Origin of the sequence: Burkholderia sp. SIMBA_062 (assembly GCF_046534765.1) — a bacterium.
Lineage (GTDB): Bacteria > Pseudomonadota > Gammaproteobacteria > Burkholderiales > Burkholderiaceae > Burkholderia > Burkholderia ambifaria.
Genome location: NZ_JAWRYD010000005.1, coordinates 133870 through 146298 on the forward strand (window position 1 = coordinate 133870; position 12429 = coordinate 146298).

12 protein-coding genes are annotated in these 12429 nt (G+C 66.3%); all 12 read right to left on the reverse strand.

All coding sequences use genetic code 11. The features are described from left to right. Positions 1 to 214 precede the first annotated feature (214 nt). Positions 215 to 868 (reverse strand): ribonuclease HII, encoded by a 654-nt coding sequence (gene rnhB / locus SB786_RS07215; RefSeq protein ID WP_410726914.1) that lies wholly within the window; start codon positions 866 to 868, stop codon positions 215 to 217. Further along, the gene (gene lpxB / locus SB786_RS07220; protein ID WP_410726915.1) at positions 865 to 2034 is read right to left on the reverse strand and encodes a lipid-A-disaccharide synthase; all 1170 of its coding nucleotides are present in this window, start codon (positions 2032 to 2034) and stop codon (positions 865 to 867) included. Before lpxB ends, rnhB begins: the two co-directional genes overlap by 4 nt. Before the next feature lie 3 nt (positions 2035 to 2037). Next, positions 2038 to 2826, reverse strand: a complete 789-nt coding sequence (gene lpxA / locus SB786_RS07225; RefSeq protein WP_006758556.1) for an acyl-ACP--UDP-N-acetylglucosamine O-acyltransferase — start codon at positions 2824 to 2826, stop codon at positions 2038 to 2040. 67 nt (positions 2827 to 2893) lie between these two features. Beyond that, the gene (gene fabZ / locus SB786_RS07230; RefSeq protein WP_006495559.1) at positions 2894 to 3361 is read right to left on the reverse strand and encodes a 3-hydroxyacyl-ACP dehydratase FabZ; all 468 of its coding nucleotides are present in this window, start codon (positions 3359 to 3361) and stop codon (positions 2894 to 2896) included. A 130-nt stretch (positions 3362 to 3491) separates the two neighbouring features. Beyond that, positions 3492 to 4616: a UDP-3-O-(3-hydroxymyristoyl)glucosamine N-acyltransferase gene (gene lpxD, locus SB786_RS07235; protein WP_410726916.1), complete on the reverse strand. Its 1125-nt coding sequence runs from the start codon at positions 4614 to 4616 to the stop codon at positions 3492 to 3494. A gap of 16 nt (positions 4617 to 4632) precedes the next feature. Beyond that, on the reverse strand, positions 4633 to 5130 hold the full coding sequence (locus tag SB786_RS07240; protein WP_034176583.1) for an OmpH family outer membrane protein: 498 nt from the start codon (positions 5128 to 5130) through the stop codon (positions 4633 to 4635). 64 nt (positions 5131 to 5194) lie between these two features. Beyond that, complete coding sequence (gene bamA, locus SB786_RS07245; RefSeq protein WP_410726917.1) at positions 5195 to 7501, reverse strand: outer membrane protein assembly factor BamA; 2307 nt, start codon at positions 7499 to 7501, stop codon at positions 5195 to 5197. Positions 7502 to 7565: 64 nt separating this feature from the next. Next, the gene (gene rseP, locus SB786_RS07250; protein WP_410726918.1) at positions 7566 to 8954 is read right to left on the reverse strand and encodes an RIP metalloprotease RseP; all 1389 of its coding nucleotides are present in this window, start codon (positions 8952 to 8954) and stop codon (positions 7566 to 7568) included. An 11-nt stretch (positions 8955 to 8965) separates the two neighbouring features. Next, positions 8966 to 10162 carry a 1-deoxy-D-xylulose-5-phosphate reductoisomerase gene (locus SB786_RS07255; protein WP_006758561.1) on the reverse strand — a complete coding sequence of 399 codons (1197 nt, stop codon included), beginning with the start codon at positions 10160 to 10162 and terminating at the stop codon, positions 8966 to 8968. 15 nt (positions 10163 to 10177) lie between these two features. Next, complete coding sequence (locus SB786_RS07260) at positions 10178 to 10999, reverse strand: phosphatidate cytidylyltransferase (protein WP_410726919.1); 822 nt, start codon at positions 10997 to 10999, stop codon at positions 10178 to 10180. Next, complete coding sequence (gene uppS / locus SB786_RS07265) at positions 10993 to 11775, reverse strand: polyprenyl diphosphate synthase (protein ID WP_410726921.1); 783 nt, start codon at positions 11773 to 11775, stop codon at positions 10993 to 10995. The genes SB786_RS07260 and uppS overlap by 7 nt, the downstream gene beginning before the upstream one ends. Before the next feature lie 49 nt (positions 11776 to 11824). Continuing rightward, complete coding sequence (gene frr / locus SB786_RS07270; RefSeq protein WP_006752152.1) at positions 11825 to 12385, reverse strand: ribosome recycling factor; 561 nt, start codon at positions 12383 to 12385, stop codon at positions 11825 to 11827. Positions 12386 to 12429: the final 44 nt, after the last annotated feature.

Consider the following 12429-nt stretch of genomic DNA (forward strand, 5'->3'; position numbering starts at 1 on the left):
GAAGCACAGCACGCCGTCGGGCCGCGCCGAACCGGCGACGCGCGACGTCGCCAGGCGGCCGGCCACGCACGTTCACGAAACTAAAAAATCCCTTTCCGGCGGGGACCGCCGGAAAGGCCGATCGTGGCGTCGTGCTCGTTGCGAATACGCGAGGCATTCGCCGCGCCCCCTTCCCGCGCGCTCGACCCTTCTGGCGGCCGGCGCAAGCCCGTTCTCAGCGGGAACCGGTCATCAGGTCGAGCGCCTCGCGCACGGGGGCGAACGAGCGCCGATGCACTTCGCACGGGCCGTGCTCGCGCAGCGCGGCAAGGTGTTTCGGGGTGCTGTAACCCACGTGCACGTTGAAGCCGTACACCGGGAAACGTTCATGCAGATCGACGAGCATGCGGTCGCGCGTGACCTTCGCGAGAATCGATGCAGCCGAGATGCTCGGCACGAGCGCGTCGCCGCTGACGATCGCCTCGGCACGCACCATCAGCGTCGGACAGCGGTTGCCGTCGATCTGGGCAAGCGTCGGCAGCACCGACAAGCCTTCGACAGCCCGCTTCATCGCCAGCATCGTCGCGTGCAGGATGTTCAGCGTGTCGATTTCGTCGACGCTGGCCGACGCGACGCAATACGCGCTCGAGCGCGCAACGATCAGGTCGTACAGCGCGTCGCGCTTCTTCGCGGACAGCGCCTTCGAATCGTCGAGCCCGTCGATCGGCCGCGCGGGATCGAGGATCACCGCGGCGGCCACGACCGGCCCCGCGAGCGGGCCGCGACCCGCTTCGTCGACGCCGCAAACGATCTCGTCAGGCCGACTGAAGTCGAAACCGCCCTGCAGGTCGGCCGACGCGCGGCGGCGTGGCGCACGGGCGGCCGTCATGCGCGCCCCCTGCGTTGCTCGAGTACGCGCACAACCGCTTCGGCGGCCTTCGCGGCCGTGTTCTGACGCAGCGAAAGATGCATTTCGGTAAAGACTTCGGTCAGCGTGCGGCGGTTCGCGTCGTCGCGCAGCTGCGTGAGCGTCGCATCGGCGAGCGCCTCGGGCGTCGCGAAATGCTGCAGCAACTCGGGCACGACGAAGCGCCCCGCCAGGATGTTCGGCAAGCCGACGTACGGCAGATAACCCTGCCGGCGCATGATCTGCCCGGTCAGCCAGGGCACCTTGTACGAGATCACCATCGGCTTCTTCAGCAGCGCGGCTTCCAGCGTGACGGTGCCGCTCTTCACGAGGATCGCGTCGGCGGCCGTCATCGCGACCTGCGAGCGGCCGTCGGTGATCGTCAGCGCGAGTTGCGGATGGGCATCCACGAGCGGCTGCAGCAGTTCGCGCAGCGCAGGCGTCGCCGCCGGCATCACGAAGCGCACGCCGGGCTCACGCTGCTGCATCAGCGCCATCGCCGCGAAGAACGTCGGGCCGATCAGCCCGATCTCCGAGCGCCGGCTGCCCGGCAGCGCCGCGATCACCGGGCCGTCGGCCGGCAGGCCGAGCGCGATGCGCGCGCCGTGCGTGTCGGGCTCGAGCGGAATCTCGTCGGCGAGCGGATGACCGACATACGTCGATGCGACGCCCGCCTTGTCGAGGATCGCCGGTTCGAACGGGAACAGGCACAGCATGTGGTCGACGGACTTCGCGATCTTCTTGATCCGCCCGCCGCGCCACGCCCAGATCGACGGGCACACGAAGTGGATCGACGGGATGCCCGCATCGCGCGCGGCCTGCTCGACGCTGAAGTTGAAGTCGGGCGCGTCGACGCCGATGAACGCGTCGGGCCGTTCCGCGAGCAGCTGGCGCTTCAACTCGCCGCGAATCCGCAGGATCTCGGGAATCTGGCCCAGCGCCTCGACGTAGCCGCGCACCGTGAGCTTGTCCATCTGCCAGTGCGAGTCGAAGCCGTGCGCGAGCATCCGCTGCCCGCCGATCCCGTAGTACCGGGTCGACGCGGGCAGCCGCTCTTGAAGCCCGCCGAGCAGCGACGCCGCGAGCAGATCGCCCGACGGCTCGCCGGCCACCATCGCGAGCCGGAGCTGATTGGTCGGGAGCGACATCGCTTAGCGGATGATGCCGCGTTGGGACGCGTCGATGAACTCGACGAACGCGGTGACCGCTGCGTCGCCTTCGCCGCCCGCGACCGCCAGCTCGCGCAACTGCACCTTCGCTTCCTCGAGCGACAGGCCGTTCTTGTACAGCAGGCGGTATGCGCTGCGCAGCGCCGAGATCGCGTCGGGAGAGAAACCGCGCCGGCGCAGGCCTTCGACGTTGATGCCGTGCGGCTCGGCCTTGTTGCCGGCCGCGATCACGAACGGCGGCACGTCCTGCACGAGCGCCGACGCGCCGCCCAGCATCGAATGCGCGCCGATGCGCACGAACTGGTGGACGCCCGACATCCCGCCGATGATCGCGTAGTCGCCGATCTCGACGTGACCGGCCATCTGCGCGTTGCTCGACAGGATCACGTTGTTGCCGACGCGGCAGTCATGACCAACGTGCACATAGGCCATGATCCAGTTGTCGTCGCCGAGCGTCGTCACGCCGAGATCCTGCACGGTGCCGGTGTGGATCGTCGTGAATTCGCGAATCGTGTTGCGGTTGCCGATCACGAGCTTCGTCGGCTCGTCCTTGTACTTCATGTCCTGCGGACGGCCGCCGACCGACGCGTAATGGCCGATGCGGTTGTCCTCGCCGAGCGTCGTGTGACCTTCGATCACGCTGTGCGAGCCGATCGTCGTACGCGCGCCGATCGTGACGTGCGGCCCGACGATCGCATACGGCCCGATCTCGACGGACTCGTCGATCTGCGCGCCCGGTTCGACAATCGCGGTGGGATGAATCCTGGTCATGCGCCGTTGCCTCTCGATATGATGTGTCGCGTTGCTCGCGTTACGATACCCATGCGTGCCGCGTCGCTCAGGGCGCCGCGTCGGCCGTCTTGACCGTGCACATCAGCTCGGCTTCCGCCGCCACCTTGCCGTCCACTTCCGCCACCGCCTTGAACTTCCAGATGCCGCGGATGTAACGTTCGAACGTCACGTTCAGAATCAGTTGGTCGCCCGGTTCGACCACGCGCTTGAAGCGCGCGCCGTCGATGCCGACGAAGTAGTACAGCGTGTTTTCCGGATCCTTCGGCTGCTCTTCGGCGAACGTCAGCAGCGCGGCTGCCTGAGCGAGCGCCTCGAGGATCAGCACGCCCGGCATCACCGGCCGCTTCGGGAAGTGTCCCTGGAAGAACGGCTCGTTGATCGACACGTTCTTCAGCGCTTTGATTCCCTTGTGCGGCTCGAGTTCGAGCACGCGATCGACGAGCAGAATCGGGTAGCGGTGCGGCAGCAGCGTGAGGATCTTGTGGATGTCGAGATTGATTTTTTCAGTGCTCATGATGGTTCGTCTCACGCAGAGGCTGCGCGGTGGTGATGCAAAGGCTGAAGCGGGCCGCCGCGCGGCCCAGTGTGACAAACCGGGCCGGTAGCGCTGGCCCTGCCCGGTTCCTGGTCTCGCATGGCGTCGGTCAGGCGTCCGTACCGCCCTGGGCGGCCAGCGCGGTTTCGAGCGCCTTGATGCGCTCGCGCAGCTTGTCGAGGTTGCGCACGAGCGCGGCGCTCCGGTTCCATTCGCCGTGGTCGACGGCCGGGAATGCGCTCGTGTAGATGCCGGCCTTCGGCAGCGACTTCGACACGCCCGACTTCGCGGTGATGATGACATAGTCGCCGAGCGTCACGTGGCCGGCGATGCCCGCCGCGCCGCCGATCATGCAGTGGCGGCCGATCGTCGTGCTGCCCGCGATGCCCGCGCTGCCCGCGATCACCGTATACGCGCCGATCCGGCAGTTGTGGCCGATCTGGACCTGATTATCGATCTTCACGCATTCCTCGATGACGGTATCCGCCATCGCGCCGCGATCGATCGTCGTGTTCGCGCCGATCTCGACATCCGGGCCGACCGTCACGCCGCCGACCTGCGGGATCTTGACCCAGCTGCCGGTGCGCGCATCGCCGTCGCCGACGAAATCCGGCGCGAAGCCGAACCCGTCGGAACCGATCACGGCACCCGAATGGATGATCGCGCGCGGGCCGATCTTGCAGCCGTGGTACACCGATGCGTTCGGATACAGGTGCGAACCCGCGCCGATCGTCGTGCCGCGGCCGACGAACACGTTCGCGTCGAGCTGCACGCCGTCCTCGATCACCGCGCCGGCCTCGACCGTCACGTGCGGACCGATCACCGCGCTCGCGGCAACTTGTGCGGCCGGATCGATCGTCGCGCTCGGATGCACGCCCGGCGCGCGCGGCGGCGTGGCGAGATCGATGAACATCTGCGCGACGCGCGCGAAGTACGCGTACGGATTCGGCGTCACGATGAAATTGAGGGGGCCGGCCATCCGGGGGCCGGCCGTCCGGGGGCTGGCCGTCCGGCCGTCAGTGGCCGCGCGCAGCTTTTCGAGATCCTTCGGCGCGATCAGCACCGCGCCGGCGCGGGTCGTCTCGACCTGCGACAGGTACTTCGGATTCGCGAGAAACGCGAGTTGCTGAGGGCCTGCCTGATCGAGCGGCGCGAGGCCGCCCACTTTGCACTGGGCGTCGCCGGCGATCTCGCCGCCGAACCGCTTTACGAGTTCCTCGAGCGTCAATGCCATTCGTCGTCTGCTCCGTTCAGTTCGTCGAGCCGGACGCGAGCGCCTTGAGCACCTTGTCGGTGATGTCGATGCGCGGACTGACGTACACGGCTTCCTGCACGATCAGGTCGTAATTCTGCTGCTCGGCTATCTGCTTGATGACCTTGTTCGCGCGCTCCAGCACCGCCGCGAGTTCCTCGTTGCGGCGTTGGTTCAGGTCCTCGCGAAACTCGCGCTGCTTACGCTGGAAGTCGGTGTCGAGCTGCGCGAGATCGCGCTGCTTTTGCGCACGATCGGCCGCCGACAGCGACGGACCGTTCTTGTCCAGCGAGTCGGACATCGACTTCAGGCGCGCCGCGAGGTCCTGCAGATCCTTGTCGCGCTTCGCGAACTCGGCTTCGAGCTTCGTCTGCGCCACCTTGGCGGGCGCCGACTCGCGCAGGATCCGATCCGAATTGACCGCCGCGATGCGGGCGACGTCCTGAGCATGCGCCGTCGCCGCGCCCAAGGCCAGCGCAACGGTCAGCGCACACATCACTCGTTTCGAAAACTTACCGGTTAGCAAAATTACCCTCTCGTTGCTGTTGTCATGCGTTCGGTCAGAACGCCGTCCCGATCTGGAACTGGAATTTCTGGTACTGATCGCCTTCATGCTTCTGCAGCGGGAAGCCGAGGCTCAGCTTCAGCGGGCCGATCGGCGAGATCCACGCGAGACCCACACCGTAGCCGTAACGCAGGCCGTTCGCGCCGGTACTCGTGCCGCCCGGCGCGCTGCCCCACACGTTACCGCCGTCGAGGAACGTGAACACGCGCAGCGTGCGGTCGTAGCCGGTGCCCGGCAGCGGGAACGTCAGCTCGATGTTGCCGACCACCATCTTCGAACCGCCGATCGGGTCGTTCGTCTTCGTGTCGCGCGGGCCCAGCGAGCTCGGCTCGTAGCCACGCACGGAGCCGATACCGCCCGCGTAGTAGTTCTTGAAGATCGGGTACGGGTTGCCGATACCGTTACCGTAGCCGCCTTGCAGGTTCATGCCCAGGATGAAGCCGCGCGAGAACGAATAGTAGTACTGCGCCTGCAGGTCGGCCTTGTAGTACTGGATCTTGCCGACCGGCACGCCGTATTCGACGTTCGCCTGCGTGAAGTAGCCGCGGCTCGGGATCAGCGCGCTGTCACGCGCGTCGCGCGACCACGCGACGGTCAGCGGCACCGTGTTCGACACGCGGCCGAACTGGTTCACGTAATCCTGGTAGCTCTGCGGCGTGTTCGAGTCGACATCGAGACGGTTCTGCTCGAAGCCCGCGCCGAAGTAGACGGTGTCGACTTCCGAGAACGGAATGCCGAACTTCAGGTTGCCGCCCGCGCTGATGATCCGGAAGCTCGAATTCGTCGAGTAGTAGAGCGGCTGGTACGTGCGGTAGTAGACGTCCGTGATCCGCTTGATGCCGTCGACCGTGAAGTACGGGTCGACCTGCGTGACGGTCAGCGTGCGGTAGCTCTTCGCGGTGTTGACGTTCACCGACAGGCTCGTGCCGGAGCCGAACACGTTGTCCTGCGACACGCCGGCCGACAGCACCACCTTGTCCGTCGACGAGAAGCCCGCGCCCAGCGTGATCGCGCCGGTCGGCTTTTCATCGACCTTCACGGTCACGTCGACCTGGTCGTTCGTGCCTTCGACCGGCACCGTCGTCACGTCGACGTTGGTGAAATAGCCGAGACGGTTCACGCGGTCCTTCGACAGCGCGAGGCGGTTCGAATCGAACCACGAGCTTTCGAGCTGGCGCATTTCGCGGCGCACGACTTCGTCGCGCGTACGCGTATTGCCGACCACGTTGATGCGGCGCACGTACACGCGGCGGCTCGGATCGACGACGAGGTTCAGGTTCACCTTGTGGTTCGCCTGGTCGATGTCCGGCTGCGCGTTGACGGTCGCGAACGCGTAGCCGTATTCGCCGAGCTTGTCGACGATCGACTTCGTCGTTTGCTGCAGCTTTTCGGCCGAGAAGCGATCGCCCGGCTTGATCTTGATCAGCTTGTTCAGTTCGGCTTCGCGATCGAGCAGGTTGCCCGACAGCTTGATGCCCGACACCGTGTACGGCTCGCCTTCGTGCAGCGTGACCGTCAGGTACATGTCCTTCTTGTCGGGCGAGATCGACACCTGGGTCGACTCGATGTTGAACTCGAGGTAGCCGCGGTTCAGGTAGTATGAGCGTACTGCCTCGAGGTCGCCCGTCAGCTTTTCCTTCGAGTACAGGTCGTTCTTCGTGTACCAGGAGAACCAGTTCGGCGTGGACAACTGCATCTCGTCGCGCAGCTTGCTGGTGCTGAACGCCTTGTTGCCGATGAAGTTGATCTGGCGGATCTTCGCGCTCGGGCCTTCGGCGACCGCGAACAGGATCGACACGCGGTTCGCGTCGACCGGCGTGATCGTCGTCTTGACCTCGGCCGCGTAGAAGCCGCGCGTCAGGTACTGACGCTTGAGCTCCTGCTCCGCCTTGTCGACGAGCGCCTTGTCGTAGTAGCGGCCGTCGGCCAGACCCACCGCGCGCAGCGCCTTCGTCAGGTTGTCCTTGTCGAATTCCTTCGTGCCGGTGAAGTCGATCGACGCGATGGCCGGACGCTCCTGCACCTGCACGATCACGACGTTGCCCTGCGTGGCGATGCGCACGTCGTTGAAGAAGCCCGTCGCGTACAGCGCGCGGATTGCTTCGGATGCCTTGTCGTCGGTGAAGGTATCGCCCTGCTTGATCGGCAGGTAGGCAAACACCGAACCCGCTTCGACGCGCTGCAACCCCTCGATCTTGATGTCTTGCACCACGAACGGTGCCGCTGCATGCGCCGCGAGGCCGTGCGCGGCGAGCGCGGCCGCCGCAACTGTCTTAGGTACAAAGCGATGAGGTTTGAACAACGTGCATCCCCAATATTTAGCTGCATCAAATCAGGCGGCGGCCGACTGGCCGCCGCCTGACGCTTCAGAAATGGATTAACCGAGCCAGGTCGTTGAACAACGCGATCGCCGACAACGCGACGATGCAGATCAACCCGGCTCTTTGCAGAATCAGCTGCCAGCGCTCCGAGACGGCTTTCCCGGTCGCGGCTTCAACCAGATAATATAACAGATGCCCCCCGTCCAAAACGGGAATCGGCAGCAAGTTCAACACGCCGAGGCTAATGCTGACAAGGGCGAGGAACGACAGGAAGGCCGACGGACCGAGCCGCGCGCTCTTGCCCGCGTAGTCCGCAATCGTCACCGGACCGGACAGGTTCTTCAGCGACGCGTGGCCCGTGATCATGCGCCCGAACATCTTCAGCGAATAAACGGCGATGTCCCACGTGCGGTGCGCGCCGAGCTGCAGGCTCTCGATCGGCCCATAGCGCACGTCGACCGACGGCGTATGCATCGACAGCGCCGCGCCGATGCGGCCGACCTGCTGCCCCGTCTCGTCGTCGCGCTGCGCCTGCGGCACGATCGACACCGTCTGCGTGGCGCCGCCGCGCTCGACGCGCAGGTCGACCGCCTGGCCCGCGTGGTGCTTCACCGCGTCGATGAAGCGCGACGCGCCGCCGATGGGCTTGCCGTCGAGCGCGAGCAGCTTGTCGCCGGTCTTCAGGCCCGCACGCTCGGCCGCGCTGCCGGGCTGCACCGACGCCACCGACAACGTGCCGCCGCCGGTCTCGAAGCCCAGGTGCGTCATGAAATCGTCGTCGAGCTCGCTTTCAGGAACGTTGCGCAGGTCGACGCGGAAGTCGAACGTCGACGCGCCGCCATCGCGCGCGCCGAGCACGACCTCGCGATGATCGAACGAGGCGGCGAGAAGCTTCCAGCGCAAATCCGACCACGAACGCACCGGCACGGCCTCGCCGCCCTGCGCGTCGCCTGCGTGCACGTCACGGATCGATACGACCGTCTCGTTGCCGTCGAAGCCCGCGCGCGCCGCCACCGTGCCGGCGGCCGGCGGCGCGAGCACCGCGGCCGGCTCCGTCACGCCGGTTGCGAATACGACGGAAAACAGGACGATTGCCAACAGGAAGTTCGCGATCGGGCCGGCGGCGACGATCGCGATGCGCTTGAACACCGATTGCCGGTTGAACGCCTGGCCGAGCTCCTCGGGCTTGATGTCCGCCCCCGGCTCGCGCTCGTCGAGCATCTTCACGTAACCGCCGAGCGGCAGTGCGGACAGCGTCCACTCGGTGCCCGTCCTCGGGCTGACCCAGCGCGCGACGGGCTGGCCGAAACCGATCGAGAAACGCAGCACCTTCACGCCGCACCAGCGCGCGACGCGATAGTGTCCGTACTCATGCACGACGACCAGCACCCCGATCGCCACCGCAAACGCGATCAGTTCGACCAGCACGTTCATGAGCACCTCATTCAGACAGTACGCTCCACGCGTGGCGCAGGCGCTTTCGCAATGATCTCGGCGGCGAGGCGGCGTGCCTCGGCATCCGCCGCAAGGACGTCGTCGAGCCCGTTCGGACTGCGGTTCGGCAGCGCGTTGAGCACTGCGTCGACCGTGGCCGCAATCGCCATGAAGCCGATCCGGCGCTCGAGAAACGCTTCGACCGCGATTTCGTTCGCCGCGTTCAACGCGGCGCTCGCGATACCGCCCTCTTCAAGCGCCTTCAGCGCGAGCGCGAGGCACGGGAACCGCGTGTAATCGGGTTTCTCGAATGACAGCTGCGCGATCTGCGCGAGGTCGAGCTGATCGACGCCCGCGTCGACGCGCTCCGGGAACGCCAGCGCGTGCGCGATCGGCGTGCGCATGTCGGGGTTGCCGAGCTGGGCGAGCACCGAGCCGTCGCGGTACGACACGAGCGAATGGATCACGCTCTGCGGGTGGATCAGCACGTCGATCCGGTCGCCCGGCAGACCGAAGATCCAATGCGCCTCGATTACCTCGAGGCCCTTGTTCATCATCGTCGCGGAATCGACCGAAATCTTGCGGCCCATCACCCAGTTCGGGTGCTTGCATGCCTCGTCCGGCGTCACGTCGGCGAGCGTGGCCGGCTCGCGCGTGCGGAACGGGCCGCCCGACGCGGTCAGGATGATCTTCGAGATCCCGCCGTGCTCGTTCCCGTCGCGCGGCATGCACTGGAAGATCGCGTTGTGTTCGCTGTCGACCGGCAACAGGATCGCGCCATGGTCGCGCACGGCGTCCATGAAGATCGCGCCCGACATCACGAGCGATTCCTTGTTCGCCAGCAGGATGCGCTTGCCGGCGCGCGCGGCCGCGAGGCTCGGCGCCAGGCCGGCCGCGCCGACGATCGCCGCGACGACGGTGTCGCAGCCGTCGCTCTTCGACACGTCGACAAGCGCCTGCGGCCCATACAGCACGATGGTCGTGCTGCCCGCCGCGCGCAGCTTTGCCTCGACGTGCGCCGCCGTGTTCGCATCGCCGACCACCGCGACTTCGGGTGCGAAGCGCAGGCACTGCTCGACGAGCTTGTCGCCGTTGCGGTGCGCGGTCAACGCATAGACCGAGAAACGCTCGGGATGGCGGGCGACCACGTCGAGCGTGCTGTCTCCGATCGAGCCCGTGGAACCGAGCAGTGTCAGACGTTTTTGCATAACAGAAATAGTGGTTTAACCAAGCAGCAGCATTGCGAGCGGCAGCACGGGCAGCAGCGCGTCGACGCGGTCGAGCACGCCCCCGTGCCCGGGCAGCAGACCGCTGGAATCCTTCACGCCCGCCTGACGCTTGAGCAGCGACTCGAACAAGTCGCCGATCACGCTGTACGCGACCAGCAGCGTCAACGCGGCCCACGCACCGGGCATCCCGTAGCGCGCCGCGAATGCGGAAAACAGGGTCGGCTCAAACCAGTGCGAAGCCATCGCGACACCCGCGACGACCATCACGGCGAACCAGCCGCCGATCGCACCTTCCCAGCTCTTCCCGGGACTGATCGTGATGGCCAGTTTACGCTTTCCGAAGGCCTTGCCCGCGAAGTATGCGCCGATATCGGCCAGCCAGACGACCAGAAGCAGCGACAACACGAACGGAACGCCGTCGGCACGCGCCGCGACGAGCGCGTGCCAGCAGGCCGCGAACACGACGAGCCCGGCCGCGAACAGGAACGCCCGCCACACGCCGCCCGCGAGTTCCGGCTTGCGCCGTAGCGAGAACGGGCCGACCAGCAGCCAGAACACGCCGGCTGCCATGAAAAGGGGACGGGACGACGACGCACCGACGCCGAGCGGCGCGGTCGCCGCGAGCGCGGCCGCCGCGACGATCGCATAGACGACGGAGCCGGTCGCGCCGAGCTTCAGCAGGCGCGCCCATTCCCACGCGGCGAACACGAGCACGACGCCGATAAGCGCGCCGAACGCGGTGAGCGGCGCGAACAGCGTCACCGGCAGCAGCACGGCCAGCATCACGACCGCCGTGATCACACGGGTCTTCAGCATGAAAGGGAATCGGCGTTCTGCGATTGCGGTTCGAGCTGCGCGCTGGTGCGCCCGAAACGGCGCTCGCGCTCGGTATACGACGCGATCGCGTCGGCCAGCGCCGCGCCGTCGAAGTCGGGCCAGTACTTGTCGGTGAAATAGAATTCCGCGTACGCGAGCTGCCACAGCAGGAAATTGCTGACGCGCTGCTCGCCGCCGGTGCGGATAAAGAGATCGGGCTCCGGCGCATAGGCCATTGCCAGGTGCGGCGCGAACGCGTCTTCGGTCACGTCGACCTCGCGTCCGTCGCGCACGGCCTGCTCGACGAGCTTCTTCGTCGCCTGCAGGATGTCCCAGCGGCCGCCGTAGTTCGCGGCGATCGTCAGGGTCAGGCGGGTGTTGCGCGCCGTCTTGGTCTCGGCGCGGCGGATCAGTTCGCGGATGCGCGGCTCGAAGCGCTCGAGATCGCCGACCACCCGCAGGCGGATCCCGTTCGCATGCAGCTTGCCGATCTCGCGCTCGAGCGCGGTGATGAACAGCCGCATCAGGAACGACACTTCGTCGTTCGGCCGGCGCCAGTTTTCCGAACTGAACGCGAATAGCGTCAGGTATTCGACGCCGGCGCGCGCGCAGCCTTCGACCACCGCCCGCACGGCATCCACGCCGCGGGTGTGCCCCGCGACGCGCGGCAGGCGGCGTTCGGTCGCCCAACGGCCGTTGCCGTCCATGATGATCGCGATATGACGCGGCACGGCGCCGACGTCAGGCACGCGAACAGTAGAGCTTGTATAGGTCATGGCCGTTGAGACAGTAATGCGGGAAGAAGGCGGCGCGCGAGGACGGTCGTCAGACCGTCATGATCTCGGCTTCCTTGCTCTGCACGAGCTTGTCGACTTCGGCAACGTGCTTGTCCGTCAGCTTCTGCACGTCGTCGCTCGCACGGCGCTCGTCGTCTTCCGAGATTTCCTTGTCCTTCACGAGCTTCTTCAGCGCTTCGTTCGCGTCGCGGCGCAGGTTGCGGATCGCGACCTTCGCCGTTTCGCCTTCGCTCTTGACCACCTTGGTCAGCTCGCGGCGGCGCTCTTCCGTCAGCGCCGGCATCGGCACGCGGATCAGGTCGCCGGCCGTCGCCGGGTTCAGGCCGAGATCGGCTTCGCGGATGGCCTTCTCGACCTTCGCGACCATGTTCTTTTCCCACGGCTGCACGCCGATCGTGCGTGCGTCGACGAGCGTCAGGTTCGCAACCTGCGAGATCGGCACCATCGAACCGTAGTAGTCGACCTGCACGTGATCGAGCAGACCGGTATGCGCACGGCCCGTACGGATCTTCGCCAGATCGTTCTTGAACGCTTCGATCGAGCGCTGCATCTTCTGCTCTACGCCCTTCTTGACATCAGCGACACTCATTTCAACCTCCAAACCTTCCAACCTTCAAAGAACGCGGACCCCGC